Genomic DNA, 19138 nt, shown 5'->3' with positions numbered 1-19138 from the left:
AGCCGATCCCGATCGGCGTCACCGGAACGCTCAGCGCACCGCGGACGCGGCCTCCTGATCCAGCAGCCAGGTGGTGGAGTCGATACCCGTCGCACCGGCGGCGGGCACGTCCACCGGGTCCGCGCCGCCGATGGCCGCGGCGACCGCCTCGGCTTTGGCCGCGCCGCCGACCACCAGCACGACGTGCCGGGTGCGGCGGACGGCGGGCAGGGTGAGGGTCACCCGCACCGGCGGCGGCTTCGGCGAGTTCGTGACGGCCACGACGAGCTCGTGCTCTTCACGCACCGCGTCGGTGTGCGGGAACAGCGAGTTGACGTGGCCCTCGCCGCCCATGCCGAGCAGGTGCAGATCGAAGGCACCGTGGTCGGTGAGGTAGGCGTGCACCGTCGCGGAGTACTCGGCGGCGGCTTCCACCGGGTCGGGGTACTCGCCGTCGGAGGCGGCCACCGGATGCACCCGTGCCGGGTCGACCGGCACGTGGTCGAGCAGCGCCTGTCTTGCTTGCAGGTGGTTGCGCTCCGCGTCGTGCGCGGGCACGAAACGCTCGTCGCCCCAGAACACGTCGAGCCGGGACCAGTCGATGTCGCCGGGCGACTTGCGTACCTGCTCGAGCAGGGCGATGCCGGTTCCGCCGCCGGTCAGCACCACCGACGCGGAACCGCGCTCGGCCTGGGCCGCGACGACGACCGAGACGAAGCGGGCCGCCGCGGCGGCGACCAGCGATTCGGTGTCCAGATGCACCTCGACGGTGTCGCTGGGGAACGGCGAATCGGTGTGCTCACTCATAGATCACCTTCTCGATCCCGGCCAGCGCCTCCGCGTAGATCTCGTCGGCGTCCAGCCTGCGTAGGTCTTCGGCGAGGCAGTCACGGGTCTCCCTGCGCGCCAGCGCGATCCGTTGCACCGGCTCGCCGGTGCGGGTCAACGTGGCGGTGCGGCCGGTCTGCGGTCGTTCGATCGCGATGGAGACGGTGGGGCGGTGCAGTTCCACCCGCAGCGGGCCGGTGCGGCGGCGAACGGGACAGTCGAGCCGGGCGGCCAGCCAGCCGGCCAGGATGTCCAGGGCGGGCTCGTCGCGCAGCCCGGAGACCGTGACGGCATCCACCGCCTCGAAGGGCGGCTCGTCCATGGCCGCCGCGAGCAACGCACGCCAGTACGTGATCCGGCTCCAGGCCAGATCGGTGTCACCGCTGGCGTAGGAATGCAGCCGCTTCTTGATCGCCGCCTGGGGATCGGGCGCGAACGTGGCATCGGTGATGCGGCGGCCCGCCAAGCGCCCCACCGAATCCTTGGACGGGAACTCCGGGGCTCCGCGCGGCCACCACGCCACCACCGGAGTATCCGGCAAGAGGAACGGGGTGACGACGCTGCTCTCGTGGCTGACCAGTGCGCCTTGCAGCCTCAGCACGATCACCTCGGCGGCCCCCGCGTCGCCGCCCACCCGGATCTGGGCGTCCAGCCGAGTGGCAGCCTCCCGGTCGCCACGCGCCAGCACCACCACGCGACAGGGGTGCTCGCGGCTGGCTTCGTTCGCCGCGTCGATCGCCTGCTCGGCCTCGGAGCTGTCCAGCGTGCACACCACCAGCGTGAGAACGCGACCCACGGTGATCACGCCGTTGCTCTCGCGCAGCTGCACGAGGCGCTTGGTGACCTCGCTGGTCTTGGTCTCGGGCATGTCGACGATCACGGGCGCCGCCATTCCCGCCCGGTGCGGGCGATCATCTCGTCGGCCGAGGCCGGACCCCAGGTGCCCGCCTCGTACGGTTCCGGCCTGCCGTCGGCGGCCCAGTGTTCGAGCACCGGATCCAGGATGCGCCACGACAATTCGACCTCCGCGTTCACCGGGAACAGCGACGGCACCCCGAGCAGCACGTCGAGGATCAGGCGTTCGTAAGCCTCGGGGGAGGACTCGGTGAACGCCTCGCCGTAGGTGAAGTCCATGTTGACGTCGCGCACTTCCATGCCGGAGCCCGGCACCTTGGAGCCGAACCGGGTGGTGATGCCCTCGTCCGGCTGCACGCGGATGACCAGCGCGTTCTGGCCCAGTTCCTCGGTCATGGTCTGGTCGAACGGCAGGTGCGGCGCTCGTTTGAAGACCACCGCGATCTCGGTCACCCTGCGGCCGAGCCGTTTTCCGGTGCGCAGGAAGAACGGCACGCCCGCCCAGCGGCGGGTGTCGATCTCCAGGCTGATCGCGGCGTAGGTCTCGGTTCTCGAGTTCGGGTCGAAACCCTCCTCCTGCAGCAGGCCTGCCACATGCTCGCTGCCCTGCCAGCCCTCGGTGTACTGTCCGCGCGCGGTGGTCTCGTCCAGCGGTGCGATGAGCTTGGTCGCCGAGAGCACCTTGATCTTCTCGGCCTGCAACTGCTTGGGCTCGAAGCTGATCGGCTCCTCCATGGCGGTGAGCGCCAGCAGTTGCAGCAAGTGGTTCTGGATCACGTCCCGCGCGGCGCCGATGCCGTCGTAGTAACCCGCCCGACCGCCCAGGCCGATGTCCTCGGCCATCGTGATCTGCACGTGGTCGACGAAGTTGGCGTTCCAGATCGGCTCGTAGAGCTGGTTGGCGAAACGCAACGCCAGCAGGTTCTGCACCGTCTCCTTGCCGAGGTAGTGGTCGATGCGGAAGACCTGCTCCTCGGGGAATACCCCGTTGACCAGTGCGTTGAGCTCCTGCGCGCTGTGCAGGTCGTGCCCGAACGGCTTCTCGATCACCACCCGGCGCCAGGGTTTGCGGGCCCCGTCCGGCCCGGTCGTCTGCGCCAAGCCGCGCGCGCAGAGCTGATCGAGCACGACCGGGAACATGTTCGGCGGGATCGACAAATAGAAGGCGTGATTGCCGCCGGTGCCGCGTTCCTTGTCCAGGGTGGTCAGGGTGTCGGCGAGCCGGTCGAACGCCGCGTGGTCGTCGAAGGTGCCCTGGACGAACCGGATGCCCTCCGAGAGCTGATCCCAGACCTCCTGGCGGAACGGGGTGCGCGCGTGCGCTTTCACCGCCTCCAGGACGACCGCGGCGAAGTCCTCGTCGGCGTAGTCGCGGCGCGCGAAGCCGACCAAACCGAACGCCGGGGGCAGCAGCCCCCGGTTCGCCAGGTCGTAGATGGCCGGCATCAGCTTCTTCCGGGACAGGTCACCCGTGACGCCGAAGATGACCATGCTGCACGGTCCGGCGATGCGGGGGAGCCGTTTGTCCCGTTTCTCGCGCAGCGGATTCTGCCATTCGACGGTGTCGGGCCGATCCGCGGGCGCTGCCCCGGCCATCGATCAGCCGTTCCCGGTCGACGCCGACTTCAGCTCGTCGGTCGTGGCGGCAAGCAGCTCCTCCCAGGACTTCTCGAACTTGTCCACGCCCTCGCGCTCGAGCACCGCGAACACGTCGTCGAGGTCGATGCCGACCGCGGCGAGCCGGTCGAAGACCTCCTTGGCTTCGGCTGCCTTGCCGCTGACGGCGTCGCCACGGATCACGCCGTGATCGGCGACCGCCTCGAGTGTCTTCTCCGGCAGCGTGTTCACCGTGTTCGGCGCGACCAGTTCGGTGACGTACATCGTGTCGGCGTAGTCCGGGTTCTTCACGCCGGTCGAGGCCCACAGCGGCCGCTGCCGATTCGCGCCGGACGCGGCCAGGGTCTGGTAGGTGGAGGTGTGCTTGCCGCCGTCGAACACGTCCTGGTACTCGGCGTAGGCGAGGTGGGCGTTGGCGATGCCCGCCTTGCCGCGCAGCGCTAGCGCCTCCTCGGTGCCGAGCGCCTCGAGCCGCTTGTCGATCTCGGTGTCGACGCGGGAGACGAAGAACGAAGCGACGGAATGGATCTTGGCCGGGTCGTGGCCCGCGACCTTGGCCTTCTTCACGCCCTCGAGGTAGGCGCCCATCACCGCGCGGTAGCGCTGCACCGAGAAGATCAGCGTGACGTTCACGCTGATGCCCTCCGCGATCACTGCGGTGATGGCGGGCAGGCCCTCTTCGGTGGCGGGGATCTTGATGAACAGGTTGGGCCGGTCGACGATCTTCCACAGTTCGACCGCCTGGGCGACGGTCCGGTCGGTGTCGAACGCCAGGCGCGGGTCGACCTCGATGGACACCCGGCCGTCCACGCCATTGGTGGCCTCGAAGACCGGAGCGAACACGTCGCAGGCCGCGCGGACGTCGTCGGTGGTGATGGTGCGGATCGCGGCGTCGGCGTCGGCGCCTTGCGCGGCAAGCTCTTTCAGCTGGCCGTCGTAGGCGTGGCCCTGGCTGAGCGCACCCTGGAAGATTGTCGGGTTGGTGGTGACCCCGACGACGGACCGGGTCTCGATCAGCTCGGCCAGGTTGCCGGACCGGATCCGGTCCCTGGACAGATCGTCGAGCCAGGCGGACACTCCCGCCGCCGACAAGGCGGCGAGGTTCTCGTTCTGAGCCATGAGCGCTTATCCCTTCACGTTCTCGAGCGTGCGCTGCGCGGCGGCAACGACGGCTTCCGGAGTGAAGCCGAATTCGCGGAACAGGGTCTTGTAGTCGGCGGAGGCGCCGAAGTGCTCGATCGACACGATCTCGCCCGCGTCACCGGCGAACCGGTGCCACGGCATCGCGATACCGGCTTCGACGACGACGCGCGCGGCGACCGCGGGCGGGAGCACTTCGTCCCGGTAAGCCTTGTCCTGTGCGTCGAACCACTCCACACACGGCATCGACACCACGCGGGTGGCGATGCCCTGCTCTTCCAGCGTAGTGCGGGCGGCGACCGCCAGCTGGAGCTCCGACCCGGTGGCGATCAGGATCACCTGCGGGGTGCCGGTGGACGCGTCGGCCAGGATGTAGCCGCCCTTCGACACGCCCTCGTAGCTGGTGCCTTCCACGATCGGCAGATCCTGGCGGGTCAGCGCCAGCGCGGACGGGCCGTCCTGGTGCGGCGGCTCGGAAACCGAGAAGTGCGAGCTGTGCTCGGCGCTGTCGCGCTCCAGAATGGTGCGCCAGGCGTAGGTCGTCTCGTTGGCGTCACCCGGGCGGACCACGTTCAGGCCGGGGATGGCGCGCAGCGCGGCGAGGTGCTCGATCGGCTGGTGCGTCGGACCGTCCTCACCGAGGCCGATGGAGTCGTGGGTCCACACGTAGACCGCGGGCACCCGCATCAGCGCGGCCAGTCGGACGGCGGGACGCATGTAGTCGCTGAACACCAGGAAGGTGCCGCCGTACGGACGGGTCGGACCGTGCAGCGCGATGCCGTTGAGGATCGCGCCCATGGCGTGTTCGCGGACGCCGAAGTGCAGGGTGCGGCCGTACGGGTTGGCCTTCCACATGCCGGTGGAGATCGACTCCGGCCCGAAGCTGGGCTGGTCGGGCATGGTGGTGTTGTTGGATTCGGCCAGGTCGGCCGAACCGCCCCACAGCTCGGGCAGCACCGGCGCCAGCGCCGCGAGCACCTTGCCGGACGCCTTGCGGGTGGCCATGCCCTTCGGATCGGGTTCGTAGCTGGGCAGATTCGAGGTCCAGTTCTCCGGCAGCCGTCGCGCGAAGAGGCGGTCGAACAGGGCCTTGTTCTCCGGGTTGGCCTCGGCCCACGTGTCGAAGGACTGCTGCCATTGCGCATGGGCCTGCTTGCCGCGCTCGACGGCCTTGCGGGTGTGCTCGATGACGGCGGGATCCACGTCGAAGCTCTTGTCCGGATCGAAGCCCAGGATCTTCTTGGTGGCGGCCACCTCGTCGCCGCCCAGCGCCGCGCCGTGGGCGGAACCGGTGTTCATCTTGCTGGGGGCCGGGTAGCCGATGATGGTGCGCAGCACGATGATCGAGGGCTTGCCGGTCTCGGCCTTGGCGGCGGCCAGCGCGTTTTCGATCGCGACGACGTCCTCGCCGCCTTCCACGATCTGCACGTGCCAGCCGTAGGCCTCGTAACGTTTGGCGACGTCCTCGGTGAAGGCGATGGTGGTGTCGTCCTCGATGGAGATCTTGTTGTCGTCGTAGATCACGACGAGGTTGCCCAGCTCCTGGGTGCCCGCCAGCGAGGACGCCTCGGAGGTGACGCCCTCCTCCAGGTCACCGTCGGAGGCGATGACGTAGATGAAGTGGTCGAACGGGCTGGTGCCGGGTGCGGCGTCGGGATCGAACAGGCCGCGCTCGCGCCGCGCCGCCATCGCCATGCCGACCGACGCGGCCAGACCCTGGCCGAGCGGGCCGGTGGTGATCTCGACGCCGTCGGTGTGCCGGAACTCGGGGTGGCCCGGGGTGAGCGAGCCCCACTTGCGCAGATTCTTCAGGTCGTCGAGTTCCAGGCCGAAGCCCGCCAGGTACAGCTGGATGTACTGGGTGAGGCTGGAGTGCCCGGCCGACAGCACGAACCGGTCCCGGCCGACCCAGCTCGGATCGCTGGGGTCGATGCGCATGGTGCGCTGGTAGAGCGTGTATGCCAGCGGCGCCAGGCTCATCGCGGTACCGGGATGGCCGTTGCCTGCGTTCTGCACCGCCTCGGCGGCCAGGACCCGGATGGTGTCGACGGCCTTGGTGTCCAGATCCGTCCAGTCGTCCGGGTGGTTCGGCTGAGTGAGGGCGCGGATGTCGTCTGTGATCGACACGACCGAGGTTCTCCTGACATTGGTTCGTCGACGGCGGGTGGGTTTCTGACGGCGATGATCGCGCGGCAGCTACGGCGTGCGTACCGGATATACCCAACTACCCTAGATGTGCCCGATGACCGGCACACCATTAACCCTGTGTTGGTTTCGCGGGGCCGGTTGCGCTGCGTGTTCGCAGGTGGCGTTCCGTCGGTGGCCCGAGGGTCGGCGGCGTGTTCGCGGCCTTGCACGGCCGAGGTTCCAGCGGGGCCGGATTCGCGGTTCGGTCGCACGCGCTTCGCTCCTCTCGAACGCGAGGCGCGCCGCGCACGTGCTCGAACGAGTCGCGGTCGATGGGCAAAGGTGCTGGTCAAGCGTTTGCTTCGGAGCCCTTGCGAAATGGTCGCGAAGAGTTGCCGGTGCAGGACCGTTCGGTGCGCCGAGTATTCGCCGGCCTCCCGAGCGCCCGAAAAGAAACTTCGCGCTCCGGAATGCGCTGCGTGTCGTGGGCGAGTTCGGCAGTCGGGCACCGCGAAGCGGACCGTGCCCTGGGGCCCCCGACAAGGGGGGCACCGGCGGGTCGAACGTCCCTGGCGAAGGCCGTGTCCCCGACGCGAGACGGGCAGTCGGGCGCGTCACATACGGGTCCCGTTGCGCGGGGGCGAGGGGAGGGGCGGGGGCGGCGGGGGTCTACCATCCTCTGTAGTAGTAGTCGCGCCGTACCGGTCGGATCGGGCGCCGGGGCGGACGGCAGTCCGGCACGGACACATCCGTAGCACCGGAACCAGCGCACTGCTGGTCGATGCCGGATGCGATGCACAGCGTGCGAGGAGAGACAGTGCGGATTGGGCAACAGCCGGGTGGCGATGGTGCGCACGGCTCCTCCGCGACGGCGCTGGCCGACCGGTTCACGGGTCCCGGCCTACCGTCCCGGCTGATGCGACGGACACTGGCCTACATCGCGCTGACCAAGCCCAGGGTGATCGAGCTGCTGCTCGTCGCGACGATCCCGACCATGCTGCTGGCCGACCGCGGCGTCGTCGACATCCGGCTGATCCTCGCGACCCTTTTCGGCGGTTGGATGGGCGCGGCCAGCGCGAACACGCTCAACTGCGTCGCGGACGCCGATATCGACAAGGTCATGAAGCGCACTGCCAAGCGCCCGCTGGCCCGCGAGGCGGTGCCGACCCGCAACGCCTTCGTCTTCGGTGTGGTGCTGGGCGTCGGCTCGTTCGCCTGGCTCTGGTGGCAGGCCAACCTGCTCAGCGGCCTGCTCGTCGTCGCGACGATCCTGTTCTACGTCTTCGTCTACACCTTGGGCCTCAAGCGCCGCACGTCACAGAACGTGGTGTGGGGCGGCGCGGCGGGCTGCATGCCCGCGCTGGTCGGCTGGTCGGCCGTGACCGGCGGCATCGGCTGGCCCGCCCTCGCGCTGTTCGGCGTCATCTTCTTCTGGACGCCGCCGCACACCTGGGCACTGGCCATGCGCTACAAGGAGGACTACCGCGCGGCGGGCGTGCCGATGCTCCCGGTGGTCGCCACCGAGCGGACCGTCACCAAGCAGATCGTCGTCTACACCTGGCTGACAGTGCTCACCACCCTCGCCCTGGCGCCCGCGACCGGCGTCATCTACGCGGCCGTGGCGCTGGTGGCCGGAGCGTGGTTCCTGCTCATGGCCCACCAGCTGTACGCGGGCGTGCGGCGCGGCGAATCGGTGAAGCCCCTGCGGCTGTTCCTGCAGTCGAACAACTATCTGGCCGTGGTGTTCTGCGGTCTCGCGGTGGACTCGGTGCTCGGCTGGGACACCGTCGGCAGCTTCTTCAGTTGATCGCGCCGACTGATCGCACCGACGTAGCCGTCGGGCCGCACGACCACCCGGGTGCCCTCGACCGCGGCATAGGCCGCGTGGGCGTGTCCGTCGACATCCACCACGTGCTGCCCTGACACCCGCGTTCCGGGGTGTACCACCGCATACGCGTGTGGGTCCGCCTCCGCGGGCGCGCCGAACGACAGCACCGTCGCGTGCGGGCCGCGAAACAGGTCGAACAACCGGACGTGCCGACCTCCCTCGTCTTTCACCGGCGCGTCCGGAGCCCGGTCGCCCGCGGCCAGCGGCTCGCGCACGGCCGGATCGCGGTAGCTGATGTCCAACTGCTGAGTCTCCGGTCCGCGCCGCATCGCGTCCTCGTCGCCGTCGACGAGTTTGTCCAGCAGTTCGGAACTCAGGCCGAGCACCCTGGCGGCGACCGTCCTGCGCTCGGTCTCGTAGCTGTCCAGGAGCGTGTCGTCACCGGCGAGGGCGGCGGCCAGCTTCCATCCGAGGTTGTAGGCGTCCTGGATGCCGGTGTTCATACCCTGGCCGCCGGTGGGCGGATGCGCGTGCGCGGCGTCCCCGGCGAGGAAGACCCGGCCGTCGCGGAACCTGCGCGCCAAGCGGACATTGGGCCGCCATACCGTCACCCAGGTCAGGTCGCTGAGCGTGACGACGTGGCGTCCGCAGTAGCGATCGGCGTAGGACTGCAGCAGTTCGAGACTCGGTGGCGCGTCCGCGCTCAGTGGCGCGGCGAATTGGAAGTGACGTCCGCCTGGCAGCGGAGACAGCGCGATGCCCCGCATCGGCTGGTCGGCGGCGGCGAACCAGTAGCCGAAGTCGTGGTCGAGCGCGTCGGCGCGCACATCGCCGAGCAGCATCCGGATCGACTCGTCGGTCTCGCCCTCGAACGCGATGCCCAGCGTCTTGCGCACGGTGCTCCTGCCGCCATCGGCGCCGACCAGGTACGCGGCGCGGACGGTCTCGCGGGCGCCGTCGCGCTCCAGCGTCGCCGTGACGCCGCTGTCGTCCTGGCCGAATGTAACCAGGGCTGTTCCCAGCTCCACGGGTACGCCGAATTCGGCGAGCCGTTCGCGCAGGATGGCCTCGGTGCGGGATTGGCCGAGGACCCACCCGTTGGGGTAGGGGACGGCAGGGGAGGGCTCGACCGGCTCGCTCATCCTGCGCTCGGCGACGAACGTGCCGTCGAGGTGCACGCGCATCACCGGCGCCGGCATCCCCGCAGTGTGCACCGCGTCCAGAACTCCCAGGTCGTCGAAGACTTCCAAGGTGCGCGGCTGGATGCCGTCGCCGCGGGAGCCCGCGAAGAACGTGTCCGCCTTGTCGATGATCCGAACGGGAATGTCCCGGCGGGCGAGATCGAGGGCGAGGGTGAGGCCGGTGGGTCCGGCGCCTGCGACGAGAACGAGCTGTGACACCAGTAACTCCTCATATGAATTTTGATTCACTGAATGCTGATTCAGCATCGCTCTTGATACCTTTCGTTGTCAAGGAGGTGAGCTGGTGTCGTTGAGTCGCAAGGAGAAGTCGGCCGAAACCGAGCAAGCGTTGAAGGCCGCGGCGCGGCGGTTGTTCGCCGAGCGCGGCTATCTGAACACCAAGATCACCGATATCACGGCGGCGGCGGGCCGGGCGGCCGGGTCGTTCTACAACCACTTCGCGAGCAAGGAAGAATTGCTCCAGGCATTGCTGAGCGATCTGGCCGCGGCAGGGGACGAGCGGGCGCAGGGGCCCGGCCACAACCCGGACTTCGGCGACCCGGAGGCGGTCCGCTACCACGTCGCCGGGTATTGGACTTTCGCGCGGGAGCACGCGTCCGTGCTACGCGCGGTGAACCAGGCGGCTCTGGTCAACGACGAGTTCGCGCGCATGGTCGCGCAGTTCGGCGTGCAGCAGCGCGCGGACCTCGCCGATCACGTGGCGGGTTTCGCCGACCAGGGATTGCGGCTGCCGAGCACGGTCGATGCCAGCCTCGCGATGATGTTCCTGCTCGCGCAGAGCCTGCTGGCCGCGGTAGAGGAAGGCAATGTCGAACTGACCGACGAGCAGGCCGTGGACGGGCTGACCCGCTTCATCTATCGCGGTCTCACCGGCCGCGACTACTGACCGGGCGGCGGACGACCCGTCGGATCGCCCGCCGCCGGTCACGGGAGCAGGACGATGGAACCGGTGGTCTTGCGGCCTTCCAGGTCGCGGTGGGCCTGTTCGGCGTCGGCGAGCGGGTAGGTCGCGCCGATCCGGATGTTCAGCGTGCCCTTGGCGATGGCATCGAGGATGTCGCCCGCGCGCCAGGTGAGCTCGGCGCGGTCGCGGGTGTAATGCGCCAGCGTGGGGCGGGTGACGAAAAGCGAACCGGCCGTGCTGAGTCGTTGCAGGTCGAACGGCGGCACCGGACCGCTCGCGCCACCGAACAGGGCGAGCGTGCCGCGCACGCGCAGCGCCGCCAGGCTCGCCTCGAAGGTCGCGGCGCCGACGCCGTCATAGACCGCCGCCGCGCCGACGCCGTCGGTGAGTGCGCGCACCTGGTCGGCGAGGTCGTCGCCATAGCGCAGCACCTCGGCCGCTCCTGCCGCGCTGGACAGCGTCTCCTTCTCGTCGGACGACACGGTGGTGATCACCCGCACGCCGCGCGCGGCGAGCAGTTGGGTGAGGATCAGCCCGACGCCGCCCGCGCCGGCGTGCACGAGCACCGTTTCCCCCGGCTCGGGCCGATAGATCGACTCGATGAGATAGTGCGCGGTCATACCCTGCAACAGCGCCGAGGCGGCCACTGGCGGCTCGACGCCGTCCGGCACCGCGATGGCGACGGCGGCCGCGATCGCGACCTTCTGGGCGTAGCTGCCCGGCCCGGCGGCCCAGGCGACCCGGTCGCCGACCGCGAAGTCGCTGACGTTCGCGCCGACTTCGGCGACCACGCCGGTGCCCTCCGCGCCCGGGATGTAAGGGACATCCTGGGGGTAGCGCCCAGTGCGGATGTAGGTGTCGATGAAGTTGACGCCGATCGCCTGGGTATCGACCAGCAACTGGTCCGGCCCGACCTGCGGATCAGGCGCCTCCATGTACTTCAGGACCTCGGGACCACCGTGTTCGGAAACCTGAATGGCGCGCATGAGTTTCAGTTCTACACCCGAGCGGCGGGGCCCGCTTTCTACCGGCCGGTAAACTGCCTGCCATGAGTACTGAAACCGCCACGACGCCGGTGAAGCTGTCGGGCGCCCTCGTGGAGTCCGTCAAGGGATTCGTCGCGGACCACGGCAAATCCGCCACGGCCGTGCTCCAGCCGATCGGTCGCGCGGGCGTCCGCGTCACGCTGGTCGGTTCCGACGGCGTCCTCGGCGACCGGGTCGTCTCCGACCTGGCGACCGCCAAGGCGCTGGTCGACACGATCGACGGTCTCACCGAGGCCGATGAATGGGATCGTGAACTCACCTCGATCGTCACTCCCCGCCAGGGCCACTGGGCCAAGATGGCGGGCTGGGTCGCCAAGCAGGCCCGTTTCCCCAAGGCGCGCAACGAGAAGTGATCGGTGCGTAACCGAGTGACGCCGACCGGCCGCGTCGGCGCGGTTCTGGCCGCCGTTTGCGCGGTCCTTGCCGGCGCCGCGGTTCCGGCGGCCGCGCGACCGGCGGAGATCTCGACGGTGCTGCGCGCCTGCACGCCCGGCGACTATCCGCCGTACTCGATCAGGGACGACGAGGGCGGCTATCGCGGCGTGGACGTCGATCTCGCGCGGGGGTTCGCCACACTGCTCGGCCGCCCGATCGAGTTCGTGCCCGTGACGTGGGCGACGCTGCGGACGGACTTCGCCGAGCGGAACTGCGACCTCGCGGCCGGGGGAATCTCCGACCTGCCGTCACGACGCGCGTTCGCGGACTTCTCGATCACCTACGGCACCGACGGAAAAGCGCCGATCACCCACCGTGCGAACGGCGCCGCCTACGCGACCATCGCGGAGATCAATCGTCCCGGTGTTCGCGTGATCGCCAATCGCGGTGGAACGAACGAGGAGTTCGCGCGCAAGAACTTCCCCGACGCGCAGTTGACCTTGTGGCCGGACAACCTGACGATTTTCGGCGAGATCGAACAGGGCCGCGCCGAGGTGTTCGTCACCGACTCCGTCGAGGGCCGCTACCGCGTGCGCGAGCACCCGGACCTGCAAGTGCTGCACCCCGAAGCGCCGTTCGACTCATTCGGGAAGGTGTGGCTGGTACGCAAGGACGATCCGGTCCTGGCGACCGCCCTGGACGCGTATCTGGCGACCCAGCTCGCGACCGGCGCGGTGGACCGGCTGTTCGACCAGTGGATCGGACCCGGCGCTTCCGCCCCCTGATCTTCCCTCAGCGGACCTCCCGGGATGCTTCGCGGGCGCGTTCTCAAACCCCATTGCGAACCGATCCCGCACGTACGCCATTGAGAAAATCGGTTGTCATAGCTGGTCCCAGCGAACAAGGTCTACGCCGTGAACATAGACTGGAACGCTGAGATACGTGCTCAACTCCAGACGCATTGGACGAGGCAGCTGCGCCCTCGGCTCGAGGGGCTGACTGACGAGGAGTACTTCTGGGAGCCGGTGCCTGGTATGTGGACCGTGCGCCCCGTCGACGGTCGGTTCGTCAGCGACTTCGCGGTCCCTCCGCCCGAGCCTGCGCCAGTTACCACCATCGCTTGGCGGCTGGGTCACGTGGTGTTCTTGCTGGAGGCAGGCCTGCATCGATTCGGCCACCCACCCATCGACTTCCGATCGTTCCGTTATGCCGGGACTGCGGAGGAGGCGCTGAGTCAACTCGATGACGCGTACCAGGCGTGGATCGACGGCGTCAGCGGTCTGGGCGTCGACGGGCTGGCTGAACCCGCGGGGCCTCCGAACAGCATGCTGGCCGACTGGTCGACCGCGGGAATCGTTCTGCACACACAGCGAGAGCTGCTACACCACGGAGCAGAGATTGCACTGTTGCGTGACCTGTATCGCGCTGGCATGCGACGGTGACTTCATTCCGGCGCCCACCAACACCCGGGTCTGTCCGGCCGACGTGAGGCAGAGCCGTTTTATCCAGTGTGACGATCTTGTGGTCGATCGGTTCGCTCCGCCGTTGTTTTCCCGCTTTCGTGGCTGTTGTAAGTTTTGCGGCCGGCCGACACTCGGGACCGGCCGACATGGCTCGAGAGGAGCGTGACATCGCCCCGACCAAGATTTCTCAGACACGCCTCGGGGACCCGTTTGCAATCCGGCGGGTGAATGGATCGGCGGCCGTCACGATGGTCAGCATGACGGACACGGGAGAGCATTGAACAGCGTCGATTCGGCGGACGCCCTGCCAGAAGACCTTTCCGCAAATCGGTGCTGGATGCCGGGCAGGGTCAGGTAGCAGGACACGATCCCGTGGTGCAAGGCCGGTTCGGCAGTGCGGCATGTGGCAGTTGAGGGCGTGTCGGCACGGCGTGACTGCTGTATTCGGCAACGTGTTTCGCCTTGCATCTGACGTAGGGTCAGGTTCTAACGTCGGCGACACCGGCGCAAGGTGCGTCGGTGGAAGTGAGATGAAAACGGATGGACCAGCCCGGAACCGAACGTGTATGGAAGGTCGGTGAACTCGCGGCCGAGGCCGGACTGACGGTGCGGACGCTGCATCATTACGACCGTATCGGGTTGATACATCCAGCGGAGCGGACCAGCACCGGCCACCGGCTCTACACCGCGGGCGATGTCGAGCGTCTGTACCAGGTGCTGGCCCTGCGTCAGTTGGGTTTGGGACTGGACCAGATCGGGGACCTGCTCGAGGGCGCCGTGGCGGTGTCGCAGGTGCTGTCTGCTCATCGCGACTTTCTGGCCGCGCAACTGGCCGCGACCCAGGACCTACACGCCTTGGTCGCGGCGCTGGCCGCCACGGCGGAGAGCAGGCCCGACGCATCCGCGGATCGCTTCCTCGAATTGATCAGGAGGACCGTCATGGTAGACGACACCTTCAAGGAGTATTTCACCGAGGAACAGCTGACGCAGCTCGCGCAGCGTCGGGAAAAGCTCGGTGAACAGCGCATTCAGCAAGTCGAAGCGGAATGGGGTGTGCTCATCCCCAAGGTCGACGCGGCGATCGCAGCGGGAGTGGACCCGGCCTCACCCGAGGCGCAGAAATTGGCGGCGCAGTGGATGGAGCTGTTGGAAGGGTTCCACGGTGGTGACGCGGGTCTGCGTGACAGCCTGTACCGGATGCAGGCCGGCGAGGCCGACCGGATCGAGAGCGAGTTCTGCGGACCGTCACCCGCTCAGATCGAGTTCATCACGGCCGCGAACGCGGCACGCCGATAGCGGCTTCGGCAGCCGGCGTATCGATTGAGACGGGAGCAGCTGAGGTTACGCACGGCGCCTGGTGTGCGGGAGAGTTTCTTGCGCACCAGGCGCCGTGCTCTGGATTCCGGCATGAGGATGTGGTCGGCAGGCTCCCTCAGTCCGACGAAATGCACGTCCACGACGTCGCTTTTACCGATACCAATCGTTCGGGGGCACACTGACCGACGCCCGTATTCGCCGATGGACGGCGTCGGAATTCACCAGCACAGCCATGCTTTCCGCGTCGTCTCCCGGTGTGGTGTGGGGCTGTACCCAACACCACGGCCGTCGCCGGACGAAGGCTGTGCGGCCGGAATCGCTGAGGCTTACCTGTTCAGACGACGCGAAACTCAGTGCAATCAATCGACATCGGACGTTGACCTCTCGATCCGATACGGCCCGATCAGCGGCGCGAACGGCATCTGCCCGGCTTCCGGCCGGACGCCGGGGTTCAGGGGATTCCACCCCACCTGAGAGCGACCGAGCCCGTGGTTGCCCGGTGCGGCGGGGTCGCTGATCGGTCCGACGAATTCGGCGTGAGCGTTCAGAGTTGGCCGATGAGCAGGTCACCGGCCAGGACAACGGCAGGTTGTGGCTCACGCCGTTGTGGTTGTTTGCCCAGGGCTGCCTGTTGCTGATTTCCTCTTGTCTTCGGCAAGAAGGTTGTTCGACGAGAGGGCGAAATTGAAATTCGTGGAAAAAGTCCAGCGTGCGATCCGGCTGACCGAGGAGCTGAACATGCTTCGGTACGCCGATCAGAAGGCGATCCAGGAATGCTGGAGCGAGCTCACCGGCCAGGCTGTCGAAGAGACTTTCCATCTCATCCCGCCGGTCTACTCCGATCACGGAGTCAACATCCGGATCGGCCGCAACGTCTTCGTCAACCAGGGCTGTCGATTCAATGACGTCGGTGGGATAGAGATCGGCGACGACGTGATGATCGGGCCCAGCGTCAGCCTGATCACTTCGGGTCACCCGGTCGAGCCGGCACAGCGCCGTACGGGGATAACCGCGGCGCCGATCCGGATCGAGCGCAACGTCTGGATCGGGGCCTCCGCGATGATCATGCAGGGCGTGACCGTCGGTGAGAACGCGGTTGTCGCTGCCGGAGCCGTGGTCACCCGCGACGTGCCTGCGGGAACTTTGGTGGCCGGCGTGCCGGCGACTGTACTCCGGCAGATCGCTTAGTCAGCTCGGCAACATCCGGACCTCGTACCACGAGCGGCCATCGGTGAAGTCTGACGTCATCGGCGAGCGGGCACGGCGGGCGCTTGGGTACGTCCGGCAAACCCACGCTATTGCCGGGATGAGGACGTTGTCTCGTACGTTAAAGCACGATTCGACTGGACTTGACAGGGGTTGCTCGGTCAGGGCTTTGTGGCTTCGATCAGGGTGCGGGTGGAGTGGGCGAGGAATGGGCGAGCGCTAGGTCACGACGCCGGTCTCGGTCGCGCTCGCGGTTCTCGCCCTGCTCGTCGCCCTGACGTGACTGCGGGCGCGAGCCAAAGGTAGCCCCGTCTCGACAGCGCCGCTTTGCCGCGTCCCGCCCTCGTCGGGGCAGAAAGGGCGTTCATGATGCACACGCTCGAGCTGTTCAGGGTTACCGCCGGTCAACGATCGGTCGCCAGCCGCCGCAGCGAGGCGTCCAGTTCCCGCCATAGCTCTCCCACGCGGCCGCGGCCACTCGGGGCGTGTGGGTAACGCATCAGGACGTTCACCACGATGGGCCCGGCCAGATCGGTCACTTTCCGGATGTAGTCGACGCCGACGTCACGGTCGTCGCCTGCCTCGAGTTCGAGCGCTCGAGCCGCGTGGGCGGCCGACATGAGGATGTGCCCGCCCTGGGTCGCCTTCGCCAGCGGGTGCAGGTACGCGGCCGCTCCCGCGTGACCGGCGGCGCTCGCCGCGTCGAACGCGGCGGAATGTCCTTCCTCTCGAGCTGCTTTTGCGGCCCGGTGCGCGTCCAGTGCGGTCACTCGAAGCGCCTTCGTCCGCTTGGCTCCGGCCGCGAACCTACGCGCCTCGTCGAGCACGGCCCGGGGGCGCGGGTCATCGGGACAGTCGCGCTCGAAGATCACCAGCACAGGCTCCGCGCATGCCAGCGCGAAGGTCGTGACCTCGCGTAATTCGGCCATGCTGAGTTCGATGTTCAGATGCTCGTCAGCCGCACTCATGACATTCGACAGTATCGTTGAACCGCCGGTTGGGACTTTTCGGCAACAATGGCAGGACAGTGCGGTAAAACCTTCAAAACGAGAGGAGGCTCAGCTGTCGACCGGCCCCATGTCGGAGACCGGCCTGGTGACTTCGCCGCCACTGCCGGTCTCGTACCGCACAGTGTCGGGAACGCGCACGCGTTGTCGGCACAACCGAGCGGCGTGGTGTCCAGCGGCGGTGCGAGTCAGTTCGGATGGTCGGCGCTGGTTCGGCGTGGATGCCCGAGGAGCGCTTTCCAGGCCGCCTGCCATGGGAAGTGGGGCAGACGCGCTTCCCCGGTGCCTCGCTCGTGCGGTTCACCCTCACCGATCACGATGGTTACGCCCCAATCGGACAGCTTGCGCAACCCCTCCTGAATGGCGGGAAAGCTGATCTGCGCGCGATTCGAGTAAGGCACGCCCACGATCGGCAAACCCTTGCCGAGCCCTTCGACCAGCAGGCCGAGCAGAAGCGTATCGGATATGCCCGCAGCCCATTTCGCGATCGAGTTGCCGGTGAGCGGAGCGGCGATGATGCCGTCGGCGGGCGGCAGCACATCCGGCGTGCCGGGTTCCTTGTACTCACTGCGCACGCGATAGCCGGTTTGCGCCGCGATCGCGTCGGCGTCGATGAACCGCGTGCCGGATGGCGAGGCGATCACGCATGTGACCCAGCCATCCGCTCGAGCCAGGGTGATCAACTTGCCGACATCACGTGCGGCGGGCGAGCCGGTCACCAGGGCGTACAGCACGGGATTTCCATTGGCGTCCACGGGATCATGGTGTCACGCCCGCGTCGCGCGCATGGGGCGTGAAGTCGGCATGAACAGGGACGGCGTTCGCCGCAGTCGCGGCAGCGACGAGGACGCCCACCGCTCGCGCCGAGGCGATGAGCAGGCGCGGGTTTGTCGATCTAGTGTGTTTCGTCGGACTCGGGGGAGTTGTCAGGTGGGGACGGCGCCGATGCGTTTGGCGAGGCGGCCCAGGTCGCCGGTGGTGAGGTCGCGGCGGGCGGTGCGCATCATGTGGCCGACGAGTTCGCGGACGTGGGTCATGCCGCGGATTTGTTGGGGGGCGATGTGTTCGGCGCGCAGCAGGGCGTGCAGGGAGTTGCGGTAGTCGCGCCGGAGGGCGTGGGCGCGGCCGATTTCGACGAAGTATTGGGCTCGGCGGCCTTCGGCGGGGATTGTCTGGGGGTCGAGGGTGGGGGCGAGTTCGAGTACCTGTCCTGGTTCGCGACGTTCCATGGCTGCCGACATCTGCCACAGAGTGACGTTCGCGGCGTCGAACGTCGGGTTGCGCAGAGTCGCGGTTTCCGGGGGAACCTGAGCGAGGCGGGTCACTTGCTGGCGCGCTTCGTCCAAGTGATCGCCCGGATCGCCACCGAGTGCGGCGGTGACGAGGGCGGCCTGTAGATGCAGCATGCCGTAGGTTTCGATTTCCCCCAGCGATCGCACATCCGAACCAAGGCGCTCGGCAACATCGGCCGCGCCGTCGAGAGCGGCTTTCAGTGAGCCTGGGCGCGACAAAAGGATTTGGCTTCGGGTGAAGGCGGCGGTCGCTGGACCTGATGTGCCACCGATGTTCGCGGTTGCGTACTCGATCTCCTGCGACGCCGTCCAAGCCAACGCCGGATATCCCCGCGCCTTCAACGACGCGGCTGTCGTATATGCCGCCGCCGCGAGTACGTCCCACGCGACATCACGATCGGCTCCGGTCGAATCACGGGTGCGTCGATAGCAGTCGGTCAGCAAAGGAGGCAACAACGGTCCGAGCGCCGCGTAGTCGCACGCACGGCGCAGATGGGCGGCATGACGTGCTGTTGCGGCGAGGTCCTCGAGGCTGCGGGGCGGCGCAATCGGGGTGCTGTCGCCCCGGGTCCAGAGGGCGGTTTCGATAGCGGGCACTGCGGCATGGAATCCGGCCGACGACGGGTCGAACCGGTCGTCCTGGTCGCCGGTCAGGTCACCGACCGCCACGCCGAGCGCCTGGGCGAGTGCGTGCAGAGTGCGCCGGGAGTCGATGGGACGCTCGCCGTTCTCGTACTTGGCGATGGCTCCCCGGCTGACGCCGACGCGGTCGGCCAAGACTTGCTGCGAGATCCCCCGCCGTAGGCGAATGGTGCGCACTCGACGGCCGATGTACCGGCCTTCGTCGTCCTTCCCCAGATCTTCGCTCATCGGCTCTCCCTCGCCGGGTGCTGATCGAAACCCCATGCTAGAGGTAGGCTGCTGCACCCCACCCCGCAAAGCGGTATGACTA

The 19138-nt window shown here is 68.0% G+C and carries 17 protein-coding genes; 7 read left to right on the top strand and 10 right to left on the bottom strand.

All coding sequences use genetic code 11. The annotated features are described in order from the left end of the window. Window positions 1-30: 30 nt before the first annotated feature. The 5 genes from pgl to tkt are packed head-to-tail and all read right to left on the bottom strand — an operon-like array spanning window position 31 to window position 6546. On the bottom strand, window positions 31-786 hold the full coding sequence (pgl, locus tag GVY39_RS18550) for a 6-phosphogluconolactonase (RefSeq protein WP_159926163.1): 756 nt from the start codon (window positions 784-786) through the stop codon (window positions 31-33). Then, a complete protein-coding gene (gene opcA / locus GVY39_RS18545; RefSeq protein ID WP_201295265.1) occupies window positions 779-1687 on the bottom strand; it encodes a glucose-6-phosphate dehydrogenase assembly protein OpcA in 909 nt (302 codons plus the stop codon). The genes pgl and opcA overlap by 8 nt, the downstream gene beginning before the upstream one ends. Continuing rightward, complete coding sequence (zwf, locus tag GVY39_RS18540; protein WP_159926159.1) at window positions 1684-3258, bottom strand: glucose-6-phosphate dehydrogenase; 1575 nt, start codon at window positions 3256-3258, stop codon at window positions 1684-1686. The genes opcA and zwf overlap by 4 nt, the downstream gene beginning before the upstream one ends. A gap of 3 nt (window positions 3259-3261) precedes the next feature. Beyond that, entirely contained in the window at window positions 3262-4398 is a 1137-nt protein-coding gene (tal, locus tag GVY39_RS18535) for a transaldolase (protein ID WP_159926157.1), read from the bottom strand. A 6-nt stretch (window positions 4399-4404) separates the two neighbouring features. Further along, window positions 4405-6546, bottom strand: coding sequence for a transketolase (gene tkt, locus GVY39_RS18530; protein ID WP_159926155.1), 2142 nt, complete (start codon window positions 6544-6546; stop codon window positions 4405-4407). A gap of 916 nt (window positions 6547-7462) precedes the next feature. Here tkt and GVY39_RS18525 point away from each other — a divergent pair. Beyond that, complete coding sequence (locus tag GVY39_RS18525) at window positions 7463-8353, top strand: heme o synthase (protein ID WP_223521945.1); 891 nt, start codon at window positions 7463-7465, stop codon at window positions 8351-8353. On the opposite strand, the gene GVY39_RS18520 is transcribed toward GVY39_RS18525, so the two are convergent. Continuing rightward, on the bottom strand, window positions 8275-9774 hold the full coding sequence (locus GVY39_RS18520; protein WP_159926153.1) for an FAD-dependent monooxygenase: 1500 nt from the start codon (window positions 9772-9774) through the stop codon (window positions 8275-8277). The two genes, GVY39_RS18525 and GVY39_RS18520, sit on opposite strands and share 79 nt — an antisense overlap. 85 nt (window positions 9775-9859) lie before the next feature. On the opposite strand from GVY39_RS18520, the gene GVY39_RS18515 reads away from it, so the two are divergent. Beyond that, entirely contained in the window at window positions 9860-10462 is a 603-nt protein-coding gene (locus tag GVY39_RS18515; protein WP_159926151.1) for a TetR/AcrR family transcriptional regulator, read from the top strand. 38 nt (window positions 10463-10500) lie between these two features. On the opposite strand, the gene GVY39_RS18510 is transcribed toward GVY39_RS18515, so the two are convergent. Next, window positions 10501-11466 (bottom strand): quinone oxidoreductase, encoded by a 966-nt coding sequence (locus tag GVY39_RS18510; protein ID WP_159926149.1) that lies wholly within the window; start codon window positions 11464-11466, stop codon window positions 10501-10503. Window positions 11467-11528: 62 nt separating this feature from the next. Here GVY39_RS18510 and GVY39_RS18505 point away from each other — a divergent pair, with 62 nt between their 5' ends. The 5 genes from GVY39_RS18505 to GVY39_RS35130 all read left to right on the top strand — a co-directional run bounded on the left by GVY39_RS18505 (window position 11529) and on the right by GVY39_RS35130 (window position 15869). Next, window positions 11529-11879 (top strand): hypothetical protein, encoded by a 351-nt coding sequence (locus GVY39_RS18505; protein WP_159926147.1) that lies wholly within the window; start codon window positions 11529-11531, stop codon window positions 11877-11879. Window positions 11880-11882: 3 nt separating this feature from the next. Then, window positions 11883-12686, top strand: a complete 804-nt coding sequence (locus GVY39_RS18500) for a transporter substrate-binding domain-containing protein (RefSeq protein WP_159926145.1) — start codon at window positions 11883-11885, stop codon at window positions 12684-12686. Between the two features lie 135 nt (window positions 12687-12821). Then, complete coding sequence (locus GVY39_RS18495) at window positions 12822-13343, top strand: DinB family protein (RefSeq protein ID WP_159926237.1); 522 nt, start codon at window positions 12822-12824, stop codon at window positions 13341-13343. Between the two features lie 561 nt (window positions 13344-13904). Beyond that, entirely contained in the window at window positions 13905-14660 is a 756-nt protein-coding gene (locus GVY39_RS18490; RefSeq protein ID WP_159926143.1) for a MerR family transcriptional regulator, read from the top strand. Window positions 14661-15272: 612 nt separating this feature from the next. Next, entirely contained in the window at window positions 15273-15869 is a 597-nt protein-coding gene (locus tag GVY39_RS35130) for a DapH/DapD/GlmU-related protein (RefSeq protein ID WP_304654138.1), read from the top strand. A 422-nt stretch (window positions 15870-16291) separates the two neighbouring features. Here GVY39_RS35130 and GVY39_RS18480 read toward each other — a convergent pair whose 3' ends face one another. The 3 genes from GVY39_RS18480 to GVY39_RS18470 form a co-directional block, all read right to left on the bottom strand. After that, complete coding sequence (locus tag GVY39_RS18480) at window positions 16292-16855, bottom strand: putative immunity protein (RefSeq protein WP_159926141.1); 564 nt, start codon at window positions 16853-16855, stop codon at window positions 16292-16294. A gap of 227 nt (window positions 16856-17082) precedes the next feature. Next, window positions 17083-17628 carry a flavoprotein gene (locus tag GVY39_RS18475; protein WP_236565522.1) on the bottom strand — a complete coding sequence of 182 codons (546 nt, stop codon included), beginning with the start codon at window positions 17626-17628 and terminating at the stop codon, window positions 17083-17085. Between the two features lie 192 nt (window positions 17629-17820). After that, the gene (locus tag GVY39_RS18470) at window positions 17821-19056 is read right to left on the bottom strand and encodes a helix-turn-helix domain-containing protein (protein WP_159926137.1); all 1236 of its coding nucleotides are present in this window, start codon (window positions 19054-19056) and stop codon (window positions 17821-17823) included. Window positions 19057-19138: the final 82 nt, after the last annotated feature.

This window comes from Nocardia sp. CY15 (assembly GCF_009829295.1).
GTDB classification, from domain to species: domain Bacteria; phylum Actinomycetota; class Actinomycetes; order Mycobacteriales; family Mycobacteriaceae; genus Nocardia; species Nocardia sputi.
This window is presented reverse-complemented; position numbering and strand designations above follow the sequence as displayed.